Here is a 23,968-nt window from a genome sequence, read left to right on the forward strand (position 1 = left end):
ATGAACGACAACACGGCGGCCGCGAACTCCACCGCCGAGGCCGAGGCCACTGCCGACGCGCCGCCGGTCCCCGAGGAGATCAAGGAGGCGGCTCGGCTCGCCCCGGACCACTGGCTGGGGATGGTCGACCCGGCGTGGTCGGGGGAGGGCGAGCCGCCGAACTGGGCGGTGGTGGGCCAGTGGCGCTCCGGCCTGGACGGGGACATCGAGGAGTGGCGCGGGAACGAGGAGTACCGTCCCTCGCCGCAGGCGCTCGGCTGGCCCGCGCCGACCGACGCGGTGGACGAGGCGGTCCAGCTCGCAGCAACCGGTTACGGCCCGGGTGAGGCCGTACCGCGGTTGCTGGTCGGCGCGGAGGTGGCGGTGCTGCTCGGGCCCGGTGGCGGCCCGTTGTCGGCCACATCGCCCGACGGCGCGTCGGTGGTCCCCGTCTTCACCTCCCCCACGTACCTGCACGCCGCCGGTCGCTTCGGGTACGAGCTGATGCCGGTGATCCAGCTCCTGGACCGGATACCGGACGGGCATGTGCTCTACCTCAACCCCTCGGGCCCGGTGAGCATGACCGTGGAAAGCGACGTGCTGCGTCAGGCGGTCGAGGAAACGGCGCGAGCGGAGAACGGGATCCTGGAGGGGCAGGAGGCGGCTGTCGGGGAGGCTCCCGAGTACCCGGCCCCCGTGCGCCCCCCGACGGTCAGCGGCGAACCCGCGCCCGCCACGCCCGCCGCCACGGCCCCCGCCGAGGAGGAGGCCGCTGACGGGGAGACCGCCGGGGGTCGGCCCTCGGCTTGGACCTCTCCACCTGATCCGGGATTGGGCTCCACCACCTGATCCGCGGAACTCCGCGCCCACCGCACGTCACACACCGCACATCGATGGAGTTTCATCCCATGACGAGTTCTTCCGGCACACCGGACAACGAGCCAGAGAACACCGCGGAGGCGCACCCCGCGGACGATCCCGTCGGCGGCACTGGCGGCACCGGCGGCTTTCAGGGCGGCCCTGGCGCGGTACTCAAGGGCCAAGAGGGCTTCCGGGAGCCGCCCGAGGACTACGTCAAGGCCGCCAAGGTGGCCCCCGACCACTGGCTGTCCATCATCGACCGGCACTGGAACGGTGACGAGGGCGAACCCCCGCCGTCCTGGGCGAGCCTCGGGCGCTGGCGCAGCGACGAGAACGGCGAGATCGTCGAGTGGGAGGAGAACACCGAGTACCGCCCCTCCCCAGACGCGTACGGCTGGGCCCCACCGGTCGGCCCCGTGGACGCCGCCGTGCAACTGGTCGCCACTGGATACGCCTCGGAGGAACTGTTCGCCCTGATGCTCGCCGACGCCGAGGTGGCCGTGTGCGTTGACGAGAACGGCGGCCTGGCGGTGACCGACGCGCAGGACGGCACGGAGGCCGTGCCCGTCTTCTCGACATCACCGGAGCTGGACGACGCCAAACTGCCCCCGCACGAGGTGATGTCGGTGCCCGATCTGCTGGCGAGGATGCCGGAGGGCAAAGAGGTGCTGTTCCTCAGCTCCTCCGCCCCGGTGGGGCAACTCGTCACGGTGAGCGCGCTGCGGGAGGCCAAGGCCGACCTGGAACGGTTCGAGGCGGAGGGCGGCGACCTGGGCTGGCCCGGCCCCGAAGCGGTCGGCGGCCTGGCCGATCCGGAAGCGGGCGGTGACCGGCCGAGGCCGATGACCGACCTGCCGGATCTCGGGTCGGTCGGGGTGGAGGAGAAGCCCGGGACCGGGGAGGCGGGGGACGTCTGAAACCGGGGGCGCCCCCGGCGAGGTTGCCGGGGCCGCTCGTCAGGCTCCTTGACCCGTGGTCAGTGGCGCGTGAAGTACCAAGTACCCAGCAGGGAGACCAGGTTGAGTGAGTCGATCAACGACCGCGTAGCCGAGGCGATGGCCCATCTCACAGCGACGCAAGAAGCGGTGGCCAAGGCTACGAGTGAGCTGAACGCCGCGTCGATGACCGCTCACTCGGCGGGCCGGGCGGTCCGGGTGACCGTCGGAGGGAAGGGCGAACTGACGAGCTTGGAGTTCCTCGACGGCAAGTACCGGGCCATGGATGCTCCCCAGGTTCCAGCAGACCTACCGGAACTTCGAGGGCTGGTGGGGTGAGGAGGGGGTGGGTGACGACTTCGCCAACCAGCTCGGTGCCAAATGGCGGGAGACAAGCGATTCGGTGATCAGGACGACGACAGGTATCACCGAAGCCGTGCAGGGACTGATCAACGCGGTCGCCGCGCAGGCCTCTGCGGTCGGGCGTCCGCAGGAGTGGGCGATGGACGACATCGCGGACGCGGCGTCGGGAACCGGGAAGCGGCGGTAAAATGGCGATCGAGTTCCCACCCGATTTTCGAGAGTTCCTCAAGTGGTACGTGGGTGGGAACGTCGCGTCCGGAAACGAGGACAGGGGTTGGGATGCGCGGGTGGCCTACAGCCGGTTGGCGGACGACGTGGAGGCGCTCTCCAGTTCGCTGAAGGGAGCGATCACCACAGCCGGCAAGTCGATGCCGCCGGAGATGGCCAGGGAATTTGTCGCCGCGGTGAAGGAGTTCGTCGACGACTCCGGGACGAACCATCTGGCACAGTTCTCCACCGAACTCCGGAACTTATCCGCCCAGCACGGCCCTGACACGATGAAGCTTCGAGAAGGCAAGTACGAGATGCTTCTCGAGTTCATCATGATGAACCTCGAACTCGCGCTTCTTGCCGCAGCCTCCGTCTTCGACTTCGGTACCTCGCTGTCCGAGATAGCTGCGGCGAAATTCCGCACCGCGCTCAGGATCATCCTGATTCTCCAGCGGATGGCCCGGTCCGTCCCGACTCCGGTCTCGGCGGTGCTCGAAGCGATTGAGGAGGCCTTCACCACCTTCGCGACGCAGATCATCTCGATGGAGGTGGGGGACCCGGATCGTCGGCGGAAGAAGTTCGATTGGTCGGACATCGGGCAGTCGGCCGTCGTGGGAGCGTTCGCGGGACTCTTCGGCGGCGCTTTTTCCCAGTTCGTTCAGCCGTACGTCAAGAAATTCTTCAAGGACAGTCCGCTGTGGAAGAAGGCGGCCGAACTCCCGCTGGCCTTCGTGAACGAGGGACAGGCCGAAGTGTTCGCCGAAGCGTTCACGAATGCCATCTTCATCGGCGGGTTCTCCCTCAACCCGGAGACGTTTCTGACGGCCGGCGTCAGCGGGGCCATTTTCGAGTCCACCTCCGACGTCCTCTCGTCCGGCGGCAAACGGCTGAACAAGAAGTTCTTCCTGAACATCAATCTCAACAAGAATGGCATCAACCAGCTCCCGGCCGGCGGTGGCGGTGGCGGGAGCGGTAGTGGGACGCACGTAACGGATTACAGCCTCGACGAGCATGTGCCGACGTCGAACAAGGATTCCTTCGGCATCGTCAAACCGCCGTACGCTTCCTCCCCCTTCGATGCCTCCGACGCGAAGGCCGTACTGGAAAACCCCGTCGGCGAGGACTATCTCCCTCCGTACAGCGCGAGCGATGTGCCTTCGTCCGGAGAGAGAAGCGTTCCCCCGCACGGCGTGAGCAATGTGCCTTCGTACGGCGTGAACGATGTTCCTCCGTACAGTGAGACCAGACTTCCTACGTCCAGCAAGAACGAGGTGCCCTCGTACGAGGAGAGCGGTATTCCTCCGTACGTGGAGAGCAATGTGCCTGCGTACGAGGGTTCCAGCAGCGGGTCCGTCTTCTCCACACTCAATCCCGCGGACACCGCGGACACCGCGGACACTGCGGTTCCCGCGCCTGGGACATTTTCCTCCTCCGAGGCGAACCTCTCGGGCACGGCCGTCCCCGCGCCCGTCTACACGTCCGGCACCGGGCAGTCGGCGGTCACCTCCGACTACGAGGACGACCCCGCCGGCCTTTCCGCCGACGAGACACTCCTCGATCCGGAGGAGGGGATGCCCATCACGGAGGGCGCCGCGCTCACCCCGGGGCAGCAGCCGCTGAGTTCGAACGTCATCAACTCGCCCGCGGGCCACGCAGCCGGCACCGGAACCACCGGCACCGGAACCACCGGCACCGGCACCGGCCAGGGGGAGTCCGACCGAGAGCGGACGGCGGACGACGACACACGCGCGCCGATCGCCGAAGACGCCGACGACATGGTGGCGGACGAAGCGGATGTCGAAAGGTTCACCCCGGAGGGCGCCGGGGAGAGCACCGCGGAAGAGAGCCCCTCCGCCGGGCAGTTGGCCGCGGACCCGGGAACGACGGTGCGCGTGTCCAACGCTGCAACGACCGTCACCGAGAGCGCGGATCTGCCGTCGACGGCGGGACTCGACAGCCTTCCTTACAACGCCGACGCCGAAGTCGACGCCTCTGCCGCCGACGCCGATGCCGAGAACGCCCGCCTGGGGGGCCCGGCGGGCCAGCAGTCCCCGGACCTCACCGCGTCCCCCAGGGGGCACCAGACCCCTGTCGGCATGTCCCCGGTCGCGGACGGCGCGGAGGACCAGGACGGCACCGTCGGGGCGCAGCCGGCCCCGACGGTGACACCGGACCTCCCGCCGCCCCACGCCGCTCCCCGTCCCGAGGCGCACACGCAGCACCCGGGCCAGGCTCGGGGCACCACAGCTCAGGGCACTACACCCGAGGGCACTACACCCGAGGACCTTTCCCTCCAGGACGAAGCCCTGCCGACCTCCCTGGACGAATCCCTGTCGGTGCCTCTAGACCAGGAGCTGTCGTCCCCGGTGACCCAGGTGCCGCCCGTGGTCGGTGTACCCGCCGCCGGTGCGCGCCCGGGCGATCCGCAGGCGGCCACACCCGAGCAGCGCGCCCAGACCTCTTCCAACGCCACCGCCAGTCCCGACGACTCCGTCGCGTCGCCGCCTTTGGGTACCGACACCGCGGACACTCCCTCCTCCGAGGAGTCCGGACAGCGGTCGGCGGTGCCGCCTCCCGGGAAGGCTCCCGCGCCCGCAACCCCTGCGGCCCCAACCGCTAGCCCGGCCGCCCAGACACCGACCTCAACCGCCCCCGACAGCATCTTCAGCCCCGCAACCCCGACCGCCACACAGCCCACTCCCGCGGCAGATCCCTACCTGGATCCGAAGACCCTGCTGAGGGACGGCTCCGGTGCGATAGTCGGCCGTAACTGGACGTCCAAGAAGGTCGACCGAGTGTCGATCAGCCGACTGCGGGTGTACAGGAAGCAGACGGACCAGTCGCTCGAACTGGAGTCCGCGAAGCACGCGCCGTGGCGGACCAACGCCTTCGTGGTGAGCGCGAAGGGTACCAAGGGCGGCGTGCGCGGCCCCGACGGACAGGTGCTGAGCGTCGAGGCGTTCGCGGAGAAGCTGGCGAACGATCCCGAGCTGGCCAAGCTGCCCAAGGACGTGCCGGTGGTGCTGGCGGTGGCGTACGCCGATGTCCGGTACCCCGAGCTGGCCCGTGCCGTGGCCGTCAGGCTGGGGCGGACGGTGTGGGCTCCCAGCGGTGACGCGGGGCTGCTGCGCACGTCCAAGGGCAGTGGCCGGGAGTATGTCCTGGCGCTGACCGACGTTGACACCGCCCCTAGCACGCCCGCCCCCGCCTGGGTGCCGTTCCATCCGCCGAGAGTGGCGGCGCCGTTCGTCGACCGCACGTGGAGGGCGCTGGACGGTACCGAGTTCCGGGACAGTGACGTGAACACCCGTCCGTTGGTCTCCGCCCAGCATGAGCGGTTCGGCCGTATGTCGATCGGGGACGGCGTACGGACGCGGGTTCAGCTGCTGCGGACGTACTTCAACAGGCGACAGGTCGAACATGAGGTGGTCACCGGCGCAGGGACGTTGATCCTGGGCAGGGAGAGGGACCTGCCGGACCGGGCGGTCTACGTCTATTACGGTCACGGGCTGCCGGGCGGACTGGAACTGTACCTCCACAACGGCCGGAAGGTGGTGCTGAGCGCCGAGGACGGCGCCGAGTACATCGGCGGGCTGCGTGAGGTGGCCGAACTGCCCCCGGGGTACAAGATCCGCCTTGAGGTCTGCCACGGTGGGGCAGCCGGCGACCCGTTGGGACCGACTGCGGAACACGGGTCGTTGCCACCGGTCGACGATCCTTTGGAGGAGGTACCGCTCGGTCAGCATGTCGCGAACGTCAGCAAGCGGGAAACCGTCGCTTCCCTCACGGTCAACGGGTTGGTCAACACGGCTCGCGTCTTGAGAGACTCGCCCAGCGGTGTGCCCGGACGTGTGGCGACCTACGTTCCGGATCCGCTGGAGCAGTTGCCGCTGCTGGCCGAGCAGGCGGGTCTGCACTCCGGCCCCGGCGACCTTCCGGAGGAAACGCGAAAGACCACGCTCCGGCTGGTGCGGGCGCTGCGGCAGGTGTTCGGCACCGGAATCGAGGACGACCTCGGTGTGCCGGGTGGGGAGTACGAGAAGCTCCTCAAGGGGATCGGCGCGCTTGAGACCATGCGTGCCAACGAACCGCGGCTGAGCGGCTTGACGCCGTTCCGACTGGAGCTGTGGACGACCCTCGCCGGCCGGCCCGGTGGGAACGCCCCGGACGCGACCGCCTGTCGGGACGTCCTGGACAACGCCCGGCAGCAGGTCGCCCAGAACCCCGATGCCCGGCTCAGTACGGCTATGCCGTCCCCGGCACTGGGCTACGCCTTCAGCCGGCTCGCGTCCGCAGGCAGCCGGGAGGCCCGTGTGCGGGAAGTCATGGGGCTGGCCGGCTCCGGCCCGGTGACCGGACCGCATGTCGCGCGAGCCCTCTGGGCGCTGACCGCTGCCCACCAGCGGCTGGGCCACCTGGATCCGGCGGCCCTCGAGGACCTGGGGCGCAGGGTGCTCCACATGCCGGACGCGGACCAGTGGCACGCGACTGCGGAGCAGCAGCTCAGGACCCTCGTCGCGCAGGCCGCCGCAGAGAAGGTGGACATCTACGACGACCACGCGTTGGGTGCCTACCACTTGAAGTCGCGCGGGGCGTTCGACGCGGCGCTCAATCTCACGGACGGCCAGGTGGCCGTGGGGAAGAACTGGAGCGGCACTCCAACGCCCAACGGCTTGGCCATGGACGAAGTGCTGGAGGAGTGGCTGGGCCCCAACGGTCCTTACTTCCAGAGGTCATACACACCGTGGAACCCCATCTGGAAGTCTCCGCACTCCGCTGTGTTCTGGGTCGATACGGACCAGAACGGTGCTGTGGTCATGCACCTGCCCGGTATGTCGCCCGTCACGGTGCCCGACGAGGAGTTCCTGGCCTTGCTGGACATGGACACGTCGTTGCGTCAAACGGCGACCGGGGTCCAGGTCGTCCTGCTGGGGTCCGGTCTGGGAGCGGACAGACGGCAGCTGTCGCAGGCGTACTCCGACCGCACCGGCCGTACCGCCGTGACGTTCAGCGGTCCCCTCAAAACGATCTCCGAAGCCCCGGGCGCCCCGCTTCGCCTCACGGCCCATTTCGAGCCGGGCACCCAGACGTCGGGCTGGTGGAAGTTCAGCACATGGAAGCGCGTGGCCCGTGCCGGCAACTTGCCGCCGCTCCCACCTGGGACCATCCACACGGCCCCGACGACCGGCCTCGCCTCCGAATCGTCCTCGGTGACGACGCGCCAGGATCCCTCGGGTGTGGGCGCGGAGAACGCCGGGCAGGGCACGCACGGCTACGACCCGTACGGCGACTTCGACGAGCGCTTCGCGGGCACGGTGGAGGAGTTCCCGGTGGTGCTCGCCGGGGACCGTTCCACGGTGTGGGGGCAGGGGCAGGACGATGCCGATCTCCATGTGTTCGTGGCCGAGATACCGGGGCTCGGGCTGCGCGGGGAATACAACCCCGAGGGACCGACGGCCGGGAGGGTCACGGACGACGCGGGACGGCTGTACGCGCGAGGCCCCTCCTGGGACTGGTATCTGCCGGGGCGCGGACTCATCGCTTCCTCACGGCTGCGTCAGGACTGGCTGACGGATGCCGACGGGAACGTCACGGCCGTGCCTGCCGAGTGGCCCGCCACCGGGCCGGTGAGCCATACCCCGCCCCTCGACCCCGCCCTCGTCGCCGCAACCCCCGGGGTGCTGGAGCGAGGAGCCCTTCCGGACGTGCTGTGGCGCACGCACGACGGCCCGCTGTACAAGTTCAGCCGCCGCTCGCCCGAGCAGGTCTTCCGCGAGGGACTGACCCCCCGCGGGGAGGACCTGGTCCACCTGGTGGACCATGTGTACAGCAGCGGCGGTGTGGCGAAGACGGCCTATCTGAGCGTGACCACAAATCCGCACTATGTGCGCGATTCGGTCCTGAGCGACCCGCTCCATGCGGCGGCTCTGGAGGGCCACTACCGCTGGCGGTACGACATCGAGGCACCCGGCGGCATCGACATCAACGCGACGTTGGGTCTCGCCTCGCCCTTCCCCGACCAGCAGGAGGTGGTCTTCGCCGGGGGCGTGGACCTCCGGTTCATTCGCGGCGCGCAGCGGATGGAGAACGGGCAGCCCGTCGGCGAGTACCTTCCCAATCCGCACTTCGACCCGGACGGGACCTGGCCGACGGCGCAGAGCCGGCGCGACACCGTCGGGATGTACCATTTCGCGCCCGACGCGGTCCGTGACGGTTCCGGGGAGCAGGGCGAGCGGTCCGGCATCGCCTACCCGGCGCCCGTCCAGATCAATGCCACCCCCGTGTCCGCGACGGACCAGTCGGACACCAGCGCTGGCGTGGAGGACGCTACCGACGCCACCGATATCCGTAGGGACGTGACCGATGACGCCCCCGGCTGGTCCGTGTCGTCCTGGCGCCCGGCGGGATCACCGGGCGTGGCGCGCTTCCAGAGCCTGTACCGGGACCGTGAGTGGCGCCGGCGCAGTGTGGATGTGGAGTTCGCCTTCGCCGGCATGCTGGGCGGGGTCGGCGCGCTCACCGAGTCCGCTCGCGGCGCCGTGTTCCGTATGCACGGGGAACTCGCCACCCGTCACGGCGAGGCCGCGGCGCAGCGCGCCTTCTTCGCCCCGGGCGCCATTCCGGCCGACCCCGCGGCCGCGCTGGAGAGGCTGCGTACCCTGCCGCCGGGGCCGCTCGCTCTGGACGAGCTGATGACCGCGCTCACGTACGCGGCGTACGCGGGTCCGGGGCTGCCGCGCGAGCTGGCCGAGACGCTGTCCCGCCCGCCCGGTCGCCGTGCGCGGTACGCGCCGGGCAGCGCCTATCGCGCCGTGCACGACAGCCGTGGGTTGCGCCGGGTGGGCGGGGATCGCGGTCCCGCGCTGCGGCTGCTGCGGACGTTCGCCGCCCTCGGCACGTCGCCCCAGGAGCTGTCTGTCTTCCGCACCGCGCTCATGGCCTGGATGATTCCGGCGGATCTGCAGTCGCTGGCCGAGATCATGCGTGCCTCCCAGCTGATCGGCATGGGCCACGAGCGGGAACGTGCCATCCTGCGCGACGGCGCCGCGCTCCACATCTGGGCGGAGGAGGCGGCCAGGCTCGCCGGTTTCCATCGGGTCAACCCCCACGACCCCCGCATCAGGCAGCTGGTCCCGCCGCACCGGGCCCTGTACGACGAGCGCATGCGGTACGGCTGGGATATCAACCCGGGCGAGCTCGAAGTCCCCGACGATCTGGTGGCCATGGTCGACGAGGCCCTCGCTGGCCAGCTTCCGCCCACCGACCGCAGGTACCGCGCGCTTTTGGACTGGCTGCGCCGTTACGGCGACCGCGGTATGGCGGCGCTGAGCCGGCTCGGCCCCGCCCACCTGACGGCCTTGTACCTGTACAGCGGGACGGACTACCGGGTGATGAAGACCTATCTCACCGGCGAACGCCTCGGCTCGGGGATGGGCCGCCGCCTGGTGCGGCTCAACGTCTGGTGGATGGTCCGGAGGGCCGTGGCGGCGAACTCGCCCGCCTTCCTTCCCATCATGCTGCGGGCGCTGCCGGACCTCCAGGACGTGTACGACGACTTGGTGGCGGAGGAGGACCTCGGGAACGATCTCGGGAGCCAGGCCCCTGAGATCTCCGAGCTGCGGCAGCGGCTCGACGCCATGGCAGATCGGCTGTACGCCGAGATGGGTCTGCACATCGACATGGCGATCGAGGCTCTGGAGATACTGCCGCCTGTGAACGCCGACGTGTGGTGGGGCGATCGCGGCATGCCGGGCTCGCTGGACGAGCCGCCGGTGGACGGGCCGCTCTACGGCGCGCGGACGATCACGATGCCGTTCTTCCGCAGTGTTTCGCTGGACCCCGCCGTGGCCCGTCGGTTCACGTTCCGGAGAAGGCCCGCCACGCAGGGCTCGCACCCGGGTCTGGTGCACGTTCCCCGGTCGACGGCGCGCGAGATCAGCCCGTTCGTGCCCTTCCTGTCGGAGGCGGAGGCCATCTATCCGCCGGGTGCGTTCTTCGACAGAACCGACCGGCTCGTCATAGAGGACAACGAGGAGAGGCAGGCTTACGAGTACACGAGCGCGACGGAATCCACGTCGCTGGCGGACGCCCCCTCCGACTCCTCCTCTGGCACGTCGCTCCCGGTACTGGGCGACCTGAACGACCTGTTCGCCGTCGCCCCGGCGACCGATCCTGCCGAAGAGCCGCCGCGTCCCGCGCCGGTGTTGCGGGAGGTCCGTTCGCGGGAGGGCAGGCTGGTCGGCGTGGCGTCGTTCGATGACGCGGACTGGGCGGTGCGGCAGGATGCGTATGCCCGGTTGAACGGCACGACGGGCTTTGTGTCGTGGGAGCGTGACGGCGAGGGCCGGCCGGTGGCGACGCGCAAGACGCTGCCGGGTGGCGGGGGCGCGGGCGGCACGTTCTTCTTTGCCTCGCACGGCGGGTCCGAGGGCCTGGCGCTGGTCGAGGACGGTGGTGTCCGGCGGGACGACGGCTCGTACACGGGACGGCTGCTGGGGTCGGTGCGAGGTCGTGGCTTCAGTAGTGTGACGGTGCTGGCGTGTGGTCCCGGTGATGTACCGAGGAGTGTGGAGGAGGCCAGGGCGCGGGCCCGGCGGCTGGCGGACGCGACGGGGCTGCCGGTGCACTTGGCGGTGGGTCGTGTCGCGGTGACCGGGGGAGAGGACGGCGGTCCGGCGGACGTGCATTTGCTGGAGGACGCCGAGGGCCGGGCCACGGAATGGGTGACGGCCCACCCGTCCGGCGGCCCGGTCGCCCAGGCCCGGGACACGGGCTCCGGCACTCCCGCCACCGTCGACTATCCGGGCCAGGAGTACCTCAATGTGACGCCCACCGCCCAGGACGCGTCCCCGGAGGAGCTTGACCTCATCGACGCCACCCGGGGGCCCGCCTGGTCGGTGCCGAGCTGGCGGCCAGCCGGCAGCTCCAGCGTGGTGCAGGCCGTTCACTCCCGGCGTCCGTCCATGCCCGGACCGGATGCGACCGTCTCGTTTACCCAGGACCCGACGCCTGCACGGTCGGCGCGGGGTGGGGGGCAGCCGATTGATTTCCAGTTCCTCCCGGCGCCCGAGTCGTGGAATTCGTCGGTGTCGCGGTTGGGCTCCGAGTGGGGCAGGGATGTGGTGCGGCGGCGTGATCTGGTCGGGAAGCGGGGCTCGCATGGTGTCGGGTATTTCTCTGATAGGGACTGGGCGTCGCGTGAGCGGCCGTTTGGGCGGTTGGCTGAGCTGTCTCATGTGGTGGTATGGGGTGAGGATGGGCCGGTGGGTGAGGTGCTGCCGGTTCCGGGTGATCCGGGGGCGGGTTTTTTCTTCGCGCGGCATGATCGTGCTGGTGGTCTGAGCGCGGCTGAGGGCCGGGAAATCGCTGCGGAAATGGCGGCTTCGGGGGCTCGGCACTTGTATCTGTTGCCGTGTTACACCCCTGTCGCCGGGGAGTCGCGGCCGGAGGTGGATCTCAGCGAGTGGGCCCGTACGCATGGCATAACCGTGCATGAGCCGCTGGGGCGGTCGGTGGTCACGGAGTCGCCGGATGAGCGCTATGGCCCCGTGTTGTGGCATGTGCAGCTTGATGGGGCGGGCAGTGCTCCTGCGATTCGTAGTCATCTTCCGGACGGCACCGTAAGGGAGATTCGGGGCGGTTTTGGGGCTCGTGCTCAGGGGATTCCTTTCCCTGATGCGGGTGCGTGGAATGCCAGCGTTGGTGTTACGGCGTCGCCGAAGGCTGTCGATGATCTGAAGAATCTGTGGGATCGGGCGGTGGAGAGGCGGGGAGGCGTGCCCCTGACCGTCATGATCGATGGCAGGAGGACGTCTGCCGGTGATCTGTTGACGGCTGTTCTGGAGCAGATCGATGCGGCGGGTCTGGCGAGTGAGGTCGTGTTGTCGAGGCCTCAGGCCATGCTTGCGGCGGGCAGCAGTCACAAGGTGTTGCTGTCGTTCAACGCGGATGGTCATCGCGGGACTGAGAGCCGTGACATTCGTATCGAGTCACGGGGTGTCGCAGAACCGGTGTCCGGGCCGGTTTCTCCGGCACGGTCAGTTTTCGATCCTGTGTTAACGCCGGTGGAGAACCGAAGGAATTTGGATGTCGGTCGTGCTTTGAGTGAAGTGATCAATACGCTGGTCAGGGAGGACCGGCGGATGCGCGAGGTCATGCATCCGTTGGTGCTTTCCGGGGGTGCTCAGATCAATCTTGTGTTCGGTAGTCCGCGTCCGGTGGCGGATCTGGATTTCCGGTTGAACACTCCGGATGTGACGCAGTACGCGGATGTCATCAATGAGGTTGTGGCTGAGCGTTTCTCGAGTGTCTCTGGTGGTGCGCCGGGTGTTCTGCGGAGGGACGATCATGATCGCCGTGCGCTGAGCGGGTCGATCGATGGTGTGGATGTCACGATCGGCCCGAGTCGCCACTGGTATGTGGATACGAGTGAGGTCGACGGGATCGTGGTGCCGTCCGTCGTCGATTCGGTGGTGGACAAGGCATTTGCGCTGGCGGATCGTGTGGGTGGCGGGAAGCGGCAAACGGATCTGTTCGACCTGCTGTGGGCGTTGCGTGCACGTCCGGGGCTGGAGACGGTGCTGGTCGAGGAGTTGGTGGGGCGGCGTGGTGCCGCGTATGCGGCTCGGCCACGGCGTGATGGCAAGCAGGATCTGACCGCGCAGTTCGCCCATGTGCTGGGCGGCTTGATGGGGAGTAAGCGTGCGCGGGCCTCCCTGGTGGCCGAGTGGAGCCGGTTCGGTGCGACGTCCGAGGATGTGCAGGGGCTGCATCGCGCACTTGCCGATCTGGCCGATGTTTTCCGGGTGGGCAGTGGTCCGTATCGCGGGTTGGTTCTGACGGCGGGTAATTTCACGGGCGACATGTTCGGTGTGGCCACGGCGCTTTTGCTCAACCCGAAGTTGCATCTTGGTGTGTTGACGGGTCCGGGCCATCCGGATCAGGTGGGTGGGTTCGTCCGTAAGACGATCACGGCTCCGGTGCGTGCGCGGTATGCGGAGGCCGTGGCGAGGCTTGAGGCGGATACCGGTCTGTCGCCGAAGGCGCGTGCGGATGCGCTGGCGGGGATGGTGGCTCGGCGCGATGCCGAGCTGGGCGCCCAGGAGGCGCGGGTTCACACATTCCACAGTGATGACCCGCATGCTTTGTATACGCAGGGGGCGAACGGCTACAAGGTTTTGCCTTATGACGATATGAGTCCGGTGGTCCCGCCGGGGCTGCGTGGTGTCCGACTTCAGAAGCCGACGTCGTATGCCACGAGTGAGGTGACGAACCTGTGGGATGACGGGGCGCGGGCGGCGGTCCGCTCCGCGTGGGGGCTTGATGCTCCGTCGACTGAGCGGTTGCGGGGGTTCCTTGCTGAGCGTGGGGTGCCGGAGCAGGGGCCGTACGTGGTGTTGTGGTCCCGGTTGAGCGGCCGTCAGGAAGGTGCGCATCCGCAGCATGCCATCGGTACGCAGGGTCTGCGGCAGATCATCGAGGGGTTGGCGCCTGACACGAATGTGATCATCGCAGGGGACGGTGCCCGTAATGGTGCGTTGGGGGAGCTGGCCGGGGCGTATCCGAATGTGCATGATCTGACGGAGTTCTGGACCGGTGAGGACTGGCGGCAGGCGTTTCCCGGCGGCACTCGTGAGGATCAGTTCCAGGTTTTCGATCACCTGGCCCGGGTTTCCGGGGGCGGTCTGAAACATCTGGGGTTCCGCAGCGGGAATCTGGAGGCGTATGCGCTGATCGGGCATCAGGTGCGTTTCCTGGAGGAGAGCGGGAACCGTCAGGGCAAGCGGATGAAGGTGTGGCAGACCCCGCGGATCGGCTACCAGCGGATCGTTGTGAACCAGGTGCCGACTCTCGCGGGTCAGTGGGTGGTCGCGAACGCTGCGCGGACAGGGACCGAGGTCGCGCCTCCGTGGTGGAGCAGCTTTGGTGGTGTCCTCACCCGCGATCAGGTCAAGACCAGGGCGCTTGCCGATTTCGGTATCGCGAATTCTTCCGCGCGACGCGGTTTCAGCCCACTGGACCTGCAGGCCATCCAGGCATATCTCCACTTCCCCGACCACGACGTGTATCCGGAAGACCAGTACGTCAACCGGCAGGCACTACCGGACGACTGGGCAACGCTGCCGGACGGCCGGCTGGACGAACTGCCGGAGGACGCGACGGAGGAACGTCTGAGGCGGGCGGCCCCGGCGGCTCGCACGCAGGCAGCGCCCGGTGGCCGAGAGGGGACCCAGCCCGAGTCGATCAGAATTGTCCTGCCCACCTCCCCGGTGCGGTTCGGGGCGATGTACGGCGGGACGGATTGGTGGGAGCGTGCGGCTGCCTACGAGGCGGAACTCGGGCAGCGGCTGACCGCGCGCCACCCGGACGTGGACAGGGCGGCGGAGCGTGCCCTGGAGGCGGTGCGCGGACAACTGCCGGACCTCACGGACGAGGAGGTCGGCATCGGGCTGGGCTCACCCGTGGAGAACTTCCTGGCCGTCGTCAGCTGGCACCGTGACGAGCTGTCCGCGCTGGGCGGCCTGGACGCGGTCGGCCCCTGGACGCCGAGCCGCGATGAACGCGCCGTCCTCGGTCGCCGCGGCGTCCTGCTGAGTGCTGAGAACCAGCCGCACACGCCGACTGAATGGGAGTACACACCTCTGGTCGACCACGGGTGGGAGTACCCGCCCCTGGTGGCCCACGCGCTGTGGCTGCACCGCCGGCTGGGGTTGCCGGCCACGGACCGGGCGTTGTTGCGTGACGGACTGCTCGGTCACGTGCTCGTCAGCCGGGCGGCGACGATGTACGAGGTGTTGCGTGCGTTCGACGCGGCGGGGTTCTCCGACGCCCAGCTTCGAGAGGCGTTCCGCGGTGAGGCGGCCGACCTGTACCAATGGGCGTACCGTCAACTCGGGGCGGGTGTTCGGGCGCTGCCGGGAGAGCGACCCGGGGCTTGGCCGCTGCCGCCGCATCTGTCGCTGTACGGCGACGTCATGGGTGAGCCGTCGACCGAGGACATCGCGTCCGCGGCGGAGCTGGGTGTGCTGCCGCACCATGCCGCCGCCTTCCGGCGTCTCGAGGAGTTGTCGCAGCGCAGCGCGGTGGAGGACCCGTTCGCGGAAGCCCATCCCGACCCCGAGGTCCGGGCCAGGCTGGAGCTGTGGGTGGACCGGTGGATCGCCGAGGCCGACCCGCGCGAGCTTCCGGACGGCTTCAGCCGCGCGGCCCTGCCCTACGTCATGGCCGATGAAGCGGCACTCGTCGCGCTGGTGGCCCAGCGGGTCCGCGACCCCCGGAACCGGGACCTGCTCCAGGACCGCTTCTCCCAACGCGCAGGACAGCTTGCCGAATGGTTGAAAATCCAGGACGCGATGGTCGCGGAAGGCCTGGTGCAGCTTCCGCCCGCGGGTCGCGACACCTGGAGCCTGGTGAGGGTCATACCGGACGATGAGCTCGCCGCGTTTGTCAACGGCATGGGCGAAAGCCTCGTCCGGGAAGGCTTCCTGGAGAGGAGCTCGGTCGAGGACGTGCTGATGCCGTTCACCGAGTCCGATGACATCGGTACTCCGTTGGTGATGCGGGTACTGGACTCCAGCGCCCGCACCGCCGCGGATATGGGGCTCGACGACGACTCCGCCTTCGTGTCCCTGCCGAACAGGCGGTACGACGTCATCGGTCTGGAGACCGTCACCGATCCCACCACCAACGTGACCTACCACAAGGTGACGGTCAGTGAGCGGGATCCGCTGCCGTCGCGTTCCGCCTGGCGACCGCGCCGACCCCAGCGGCGTGATCTGGTCTTGGGTGACCGCAGGTTCGGCGAGGCGTGGTTCTCCGACGCGGACTGGAAGTGGCGCCGGGACCCCTATCAGCGTCTTCCGGAGATCTCCCGCATGCGGGTGTGGCAGAACGAAGGCGGCAGCGAGCTGCGGCAGGTGCCGAACACCTATCCGCGTCTTCCGGAGATCTCCCGCATGCGGGTGCGGCTGGACGAAGGCGGCAGCGAGCTGTGGCAGGTGCCGATCGGCGATCGGAGCCGGGCGTACTACCCCTCCACCCACGGGGCGAGCGTCGTCGACCTCGAGGGAGTGGCGGAGGAGTTCGCCGCCCGTAGTGGTGACGGCACCACGGACCTGGTGCTGACGATGTGTGCTCCACAGGCCGCTGCCGGAGACTCCGCCCGGCTGCGTGAGCTGGCCACGCAACAGCGTATCGACGTCCACGTCCTGGGCCGGATGGCGGTAACGCCGGGCAAGAAGGGTGAGCCGGGGTTGTTCCACCTGCTGCCCGACGAACAGGGCCATTCGGCGTTCTGGATCACCTACCGCCATGACGGCACCCTGGTGACCCATGTCGGGGCGTCCGGGGCGTCGCCGTCGTCCAGGCCGTCGCAGACGACCGTTGACCATCCGCAGGAGACATACGTCAACCGGGCCGGCGAAGCCGGTCCGTGGCCGGACAGCGCGCTGTGGGACCTGCTCGAGTCGGGGCTGGACGAACAGGAGCGCGCGCAGGTCAACGAACGGATGAGTCCGAACGGTGCCCATGACAGCCCGCAGGACCCCCGGATGCTGCTGCGGATGATTCAGCAGGGCTTCTTCGGGAATCCGGCGGACCTCGGTCCTCTGCAGGACGGGAACCTCGACGAGGACGATCTGTCCGAGATGCTGGACGTGCTGGATGCCGGCCTTGATCTGGCGGCGTTCCAGCCGAGGGGCGGCTTGGCGGCCCCGCCGTCATCGGAGGCCGGGGACGCCGGGGATGCCGAGTCGGTCGGGGATTCGCTGGACGGCGAGGGCGTCGATCCAGTGGATGAGCTGTTGGCGCGGTGGACCACCCTTGATCCGGCGGAGATCCGGGTTTGGAGCACGAGGGGTACGGTGGCCCCGCCGTCCTCGGAGGCCGGGGACGTCGAGGATGCGGAGTCGGTTGGGGATTCGCTGGGCGGCGAGGGTGCCGATCCGGTGGATGAGCTGTTGACGCGGTGGACCATTGATCCGGCGGAGGCCGTGGTGACCCGACCGGTCACCAACGCGGACGGCCGTTGGTTCGGTGAGGCGGCCTTCAACCAAGCGGACCATGACCGGCGCGGTTCGGCCCTGGGCCGGGCGGCGGGTATCACTCAGTACACGCAGTGGGTGCAGACCGCCGACGGCTCCAAGTCCGGGGTTCAGCGCAGCATGCCGGTGACGCGCGCGATGTGGTTCGGGCACGGCGACCCGACCGCGGACATGGCCGAGTTCGGGCGGTTCGCGGACCGGGTGGTCGCCGCGGGCCTGACCTCGATCACTCTGGTCGCGTGCTCCACGCCGTCCGCACTGGCGACCTCGGCCGCCAGGCTGCGCCCGTTGGTGGAGAGCCGCCGACTGGCGATCCACATGGTGCCCACCCGGATCGCGCTGGTTCCGGGGCGGGACGGCCAGCCGGACCGGATCCACGTCGATGTGCACCCGCAGGGAGCCGCCGGATTCGTCAGCCTGCTCCCAGGGGTGCCCGATCCCGTTCCCGCGCCCGGAGAACGGGTCGGACAGGAGACCTTGTCGTCCGTCCACTACCCGTCCGCGGAGTTCTGGAACGCGCCGGGGAGTTCGACCGTGGAGCCGCGGTTCCGGCACCTCTACGCTCGCACGGCTGAGCCGCGCCGGATGCGTCTGCACCCGTACCTGGAGTCCATGCGGGCCGCCGGGCGCGCCTCCTTCCATGACCTGGACGGCACCGACTGGGTGGCCCGCACCATCAGTAACCTAACGGGCGGCGGAAACGCGGAAACCGTCATCGAGCAGCTCGCCCTCAGCACCGGAAGTTTCCTCGGCGGCGGCCGTCCGTTCCAGGTCCTCGGCGGCGACGGCAGCTGGTACGACGTGACGGTCGCGATCCGACCTTCCCCGAGGGAAGGGCGTCCGCTCGTCCAGCTGCCCGCCGACCCTCCGTCCCACGGCACGTCCCGGGCCGCCAGCGCGCCCGCCGCTCTGACGATGGTGGCTGAGGAGCAGAACGCCGGTGACGACCGGTCCGGCGTCTTTCTCGATCGACAGGTCGCCTCGCAAACCAAGCACGCGCGCACCCGGTACCGGGGCTTCGGGCTCAGGGGTACGGGGCTGGCATTGGCACCGACTCCTGTGCCGGGTCTGCTCGCAGGTGCGACGGTCTCGGTCAACGTTCCCATCCGCCGCGTCTCCACGACCGCCGCCGGCAAGCGGACGGTGAGCCAAAGCGAAGGGCTGTCCACCGAAGCCACCGTGGATGTGTCCCGCCGGATCCAGTTCGTCGTCACGGTCAAGAAGGAGGGTGTGCTGGCCTCGTCCACCTTCCGGGGCGAAGGTTCGGTCATCGCGAACGTCCCGGTCGGCCATCTCGTCCCGGACGGCGCGCCTCACCGGGCGGCCGAACTGCAGTCGGTCTCCGCCGACCTGGCCCGGGACATCGCCGCCGCCGACTCGCTGGATCCGATGGCCGTCAGCGGAAACGGCTCTCCGGCCGACCGCCGCGCGGGCCTGTTCGACGCCATCGAGGGCGTGGTCCACCCTGCGCTCACCGCTCCCGGTTCGGCGGGCAGGGGCACGGCGTTCGACGGCTCGACCGCCCATGGTGTGGAGCGGGACATGCTCGCGGCGCTCAGCGGATGGGTGGACTCCGCAGAACTGCGCAGCAAGGACGACAGCGTGCGCGGCAGCTATCGCTACCACGCCACGATCACGGACATCGCGCCCGCTTTCGGCCTCGGGAACCCCTGGCCCAGGACCGACCAGCAGTCCGCGAGCGAGCTGTCCGTCGAGGTCGGCGGCGAGCGAGGTGCGGAGTTCGCGGTCGGACCGGCCTTCGGCGCGGGACTGATGGGCAGCGGACCCCTGGTACGGGCGTGGTTCAGCCCGCTGTTCGGCGGTCAGCGTCGGCGCTTCTCCTCGCTTGGCGCCTCCGTCTCCCGGCAACACGGCGCCGACGTCAAGGGTGACCGCGTGTTGTACGAGGCCAGGGTCCGGTTGGACCTGGAGGGCGCCGGGCCGCTCAGCCCCGCGATGCGAGCCGGACGTGCCACTCCCTACGGGCAGTTCACCGTCACCACCTGGTTCAGCCTGCGGGCCGACGAGGCGGCGTTCCTCGGGCTGCCGCTGCCGGCCGGCCTGGTCACGAGCCCCCTGGTCAAGCATCCCGGTGTGGAGCGGACCCTGCTGGCAGGGCCGCGTGGATTCAGCACCGCCATGTCACGCTTCGACACCACTCGACTCGTCGCCGAGATCGAGAGGGTTTTCGCCCGGGACACGCGCCTCCAGGGCCTTCTGCCGACGTTCGGGCCGGAGAACCGCGGGCGGGGCCTGCTCGACGATCTGCTGCGCCCCACCCGGGCCACCGCGGACGGGGACCGGGCGCTGAAGAACCACCAGGCCCTCACCACGACCCTGTCCGACACCAATTTGCGCGCCAGCAAGGACGTCCTGTTCACCCAGGGCGTGGTGGCCGTACTGCGCGGCAAGGGCCGTGCCCACAGCAAGTACGCCCTGGTCCGGGTCAAGGGCCTGGACAACGGTCCGAGCAAGTACCTGGGCGACACCGACGACTGGAAGGTGCGCGGCGCCCTCGGACTCAGCATTGACGGGCTCACCGGAGCGGCGGGCAGCCAGGTCTTCGGGCTCCGTGCTGGGGTTGCGGGCAAGCCCATTCCCGGCCACCTGTACCTCACGGCCGGCGGCGCTCTCACCTTCTCCAGCGTCCGCGCCCGCAAGGGCGGGCCCAGATCGACCAACAAGTCCGCGAACGAGGGCGCCGAGCAGACCGCTCTGCACCGGACGATTCTGGGCTTCGACGTCGAGATCACACTGGTCGAACGTCCTCGTACCTGGAAACGGTCGGTCACGCCCGGTCTCCCGGGGCGGCAGACGCCGCCTGTCCAGGTCATCGCGCGTACCGGTGATATCTCCGGCCGGTCCGGGGTGCACCAACTTCGGATCGACCCGGTCCCGGTGCGTCTGAGCACCCCGGTGCCGTTCACGCTCACCCTGCGGCAGCGCGAACTGCTGAGTGCGCCGGGTCCCACCCGTCGGCTGCCGATACCGCCGTTGCGGGGCATCAGTTCGATGTACGACCCGCGGTGGGCCGCCCCGTCGGAGGGTGAGAACCGCCTGCGTGAATGGTTGTATGTCGAGGACGTCGGTGACGGGAGCGACAGCCAGAAACTGGCGGTGGAGCTGTTCACGGGGGCGGCCGGGGGGGACGGGGCATTGTCCACGACCGGCCTCGACCCCGCCCTGTGGGTGGAGGACCGGCTCAGCCCCGGTGCCATCGCGGTCAGCCTGGGCCGCGGGAGCGGTGTCTCACTGGTCGACGACCTCTACTACAAGCGGCGGGTTGGCTCCCTCACCGGCGCGCTCGGACAGCGCTCCGAGCTGGTCAATCCGGTGGTCATCGACCTTGTCGGCGGACCGGAAACCAAGAACACCGTCGCCGGTGGCCACCAGGCGGCGACGTCCAGGTCCAGGAGCCGGTCCCTGGTGTTCGCGGCGTCGGCCGGCGGTGCCGGCAACGTGACCCCCCGGCTGTGGACCTGGGGCGGGTTCAACGGCAACTACGGCTGGAGCCAGTCCCACACGCGTGAGCAGAGCGTCTCGGGGACCATCGAGCGCGCCGCCAAGACCAAGCAGGACACCCGTCTGGTCCTGGTCCAAGCGGACCTGAGGCTGTACCAGGCCGCGGAGGTGTCGGTGTCGGTCGGATCCGACGGCACCCGGTCCGCCGGCATGCTCCTGCCCAAGGTGGCCGTCGTCTGGCTGACCGAGGAGCAGGCACGCGACCAGGGGCTGGGTGAGCAACTGGACGCCCTGCAACGGGCTCGTGACGCGGAGACGGCAGTCGATGGGGCAGCGCCCGACGCGCTGGCACCCACGGTGGCAACCGCGGCAGCGCCGGCCGGGACCTCGGCCGAAGTCCCCACCGAGCAGGCAGCAGACCAGACAGCCGAGCGGACGGTTGAGGGGCTGCAGCTGGCCGGTGACGGGCCGCTGGGCCTGGGACTGATCGAGAACTCACCGGACTTCGGTCAGCTGCTGCCGATGCTCAGGGCCGAGCTGGCGAGCGCTCGCGGTGAGGAGTTCGCCGATGCCCTGCTGCCCGAACGGCTGCTGAACGACCGGTTCCGCAACACCCAGCGGCTGGCGGCCGTCCTCGACCGCGTCGCCGTCCCCGCCCTGCTGTCCGGCGCGATGGACGGCGGGGTGCCGGTGGAGCTGTTCGTCAGAGGCAAGAGCGGGACCCACGCCTACACGGCACGCTTGTCCGTGAGGCGTGGCACCGGGACGTTCCACGACCGCCCCGACGGGGCCCGAGGACTGGAGTACGCGAGCACGGTGTCCGTCGCGGAGGCCACCGCTGAGGAAAGGAGCGCCGGCCCCGGTCTGGACGCGCTGGTGACGCCCTTCCCGAGCTTGTCGGGCAACGCGGCCACCGGCAGCATCCCGGTGGGGGCAGGAGCGCACTTCGAGGGCGCGAGCCCCCGGAGCCACGGAGCCGCCGTCGACCATGTGCACAGCGTCAAGGTGGCGGTGTCGGACGACGAGCCGCAGGTGCGTCTGCGTGTTCCGTTCACCGCCACGCTGGCCCTGTACGACCATGGCCTGGCGGAGTACGGCGACCCGATCGCCTCGGTCGACCTGCCCCTGCCACGGGAGGAGAACGGGGACCGGTCGGACACCGGCGGCCGGGTGCTGGGCGAGGCCGACGACGACGGTAATCTCCTCGCCGATGCCGCCGATGCCGCCGATGCCGCCGATGCCGCCGATGCCGCCGATGCCGCCGATGCCGCCGATGCCGCCGCCGACGCCGACGCCACACGGCCGTCCCTGCTCTTCCGGGTGCCGGTGTCGGACCTGGTGGCACTGGCCCACGTCAGCCCGCCCCGGGCGCGGATCCTCAGCCCCTACGACCTGGTGGCGCCCCTGGAGGAGTGGCGGAGCAAGGGAGTACGCCTTCCGCGTGAAGCCCAGGTCAATGCCTTCCAGGGCACGGAGGCCGTACGGCGCGGGCTCGCCTCACTGGCCAGGCAGGCCGGTGGCGGAGAGGACTTCCACACCACCGGACAGTCCACCTCCTACACGACCCAGGAGGCGGTCTCCACCGAGTGGCTGACCGCAGCGGTCCCCTCGATCGCCGCCTGGGGGCTGCGCCTGCCCGAGGCCCATGTCCCGGCGCTTCTGCGCAACCAGGACCTAGACGTGCTGATGTACGCCCGGCTCGCCGACGGTGAGGTGCTGGGGCTCGTGGGCGACGCCAGTTTCGAGGTGGTGGACGGCGGTGAGGTCGGCCGGCCGACGCCGGCGACCGCGACCACCGACGCTCGGGAGGACCAGGGCGGTGCCTGGCAGACCGGTACCGGCTGGGTCCGCTACCGGTACAGCGACTTGTACGACGGGCGGGCCGAGGTCAGCCTGCCCGGCGACAAGTCCGCGTTCTCCGCGCAGGAGGGTCACGCGAGCACCTCAGTGTTCATACCCTCGGGCCCCGGCGTGCTGGTCCAGTTCAAGAGTGTCGATCTGCGGATGGTCGCCACGCTCAGGCAGCGCCTCGGCCACATGATCGGCCTGGGCGACGTCCGTGCTACGCACGATGTGGCGCTGGAGCATCCGGTCGTGATCCGGATGCTCAGCCAGTCCGCGTCCCGGATGCTGGCCGATGGCGTGCTCACCGACCCGCGCGGTCAGCTGAGCCGGCGGCCGGCCCTCGGCGGGAACGACTGGCACGAGCGCGTCATCCTGCACGAGGTCGTGGACGAGGACGGTGTGTTCCACGGGCTGGCCTCGTACCCGCCGGCCGAACTGTCGTCGCGGGCGCGGGCCCTGGCGGGCCTGCCCCGGCTGACCTCGTACGACGCCCGGCACACGGACCGGGAGGGCAAGCGCGTGACCACCCGGCGCCCGCTGCCCCTCGATCCGGGCGGGCGCACCTTCTTCTGGTCCTCCCCAAGCACCGAGGGTCTGATCGACGCGGCCCTGGACGACGGGCGTCGCCGCCCCATGCAGGACGCGGAGTTCGTCGCCCTGGTACACCGTCGGCTGTCCGGGTTCACCCAGATCATGCTGCTGCCCGGCCACTCGGCCGCGGTCACCGACCGGGCCGCCGCCCAGGACCTGGCACGCCGTGTCTTCCACCTGACCAAGCTGCCCACGCACGTTCTCGAAGGCCGGGCGGAACTCGCCCGGGACAGGGACGGCGGCACTGTCCTGCGTACCCTCCCTGATGCGGAGGGCCACGAGACCGGCATCGCCTCGTTCACCGCGGGCACCGATGCCTCTCAGCCCGCGGCCGGCCACCGCGCGTGGTCCGGGAACGCGAGTTCGGTCCATGAGGTCCGCACGAGCACGGGGCGGCGCATCGGTCCCGCGTTCTCCCCCGCGGCGGAATGGAACGGGGGGAAGAACCAGCTCTACCCGCGCCTGCCGGAGATCCGTGAGGGCGTGATGTGGCGTGGGCCCGAGGGGGCGAACGAGAGCGACTCCGACTCGGATTCCGACGATGGCCCGGATGCCGATGCCCCGGTCCCGGAGGTCTCTTGGAACGCGCTGGTGTACCGGGTACTTTCCGGCATTCCACAGGAAGGGGAGTCGCTGTGATCCCGTACCCGCGGACCGGCGGTGGACCCGCGGATTCCTCGG

5 protein-coding genes are annotated in these 23,968 nt (G+C 69.6%); all 5 read left to right on the plus strand.

The genetic code is table 11. The features are described 5' to 3' along the window. The 5 genes from ACWCQ1_RS36170 to ACWCQ1_RS36190 all read left to right on the plus strand — a co-directional run bounded on the left by ACWCQ1_RS36170 (position 1) and on the right by ACWCQ1_RS36190 (position 23,926). Positions 1-828, plus strand: a complete 828-nt coding sequence (locus ACWCQ1_RS36170; protein WP_451028276.1) for a type VII secretion system-associated protein — start codon at positions 1-3, stop codon at positions 826-828. Between the two features lie 59 nt (positions 829-887). Then, complete coding sequence (locus ACWCQ1_RS36175; RefSeq protein WP_451028277.1) at positions 888-1,757, plus strand: type VII secretion system-associated protein; 870 nt, start codon at positions 888-890, stop codon at positions 1,755-1,757. A 102-nt stretch (positions 1,758-1,859) separates the two neighbouring features. After that, positions 1,860-2,114, plus strand: coding sequence for a YbaB/EbfC family nucleoid-associated protein (locus tag ACWCQ1_RS36180; RefSeq protein WP_451028278.1), 255 nt, complete (start codon positions 1,860-1,862; stop codon positions 2,112-2,114). After that, positions 2,062-2,325 (plus strand): hypothetical protein, encoded by a 264-nt coding sequence (locus tag ACWCQ1_RS36185; RefSeq protein WP_451028279.1) that lies wholly within the window; start codon positions 2,062-2,064, stop codon positions 2,323-2,325. Before ACWCQ1_RS36180 ends, ACWCQ1_RS36185 begins: the two co-directional genes overlap by 53 nt. Positions 2,326-2,425: 100 nt before the next feature. Continuing rightward, the gene (locus tag ACWCQ1_RS36190) at positions 2,426-23,926 is read left to right on the plus strand and encodes a lonely Cys domain-containing protein (protein ID WP_451028280.1); all 21,501 of its coding nucleotides are present in this window, start codon (positions 2,426-2,428) and stop codon (positions 23,924-23,926) included. Positions 23,927-23,968: the final 42 nt, after the last annotated feature.

It is taken from the genome of Streptomyces sp. NPDC002144, assembly GCF_053593695.1.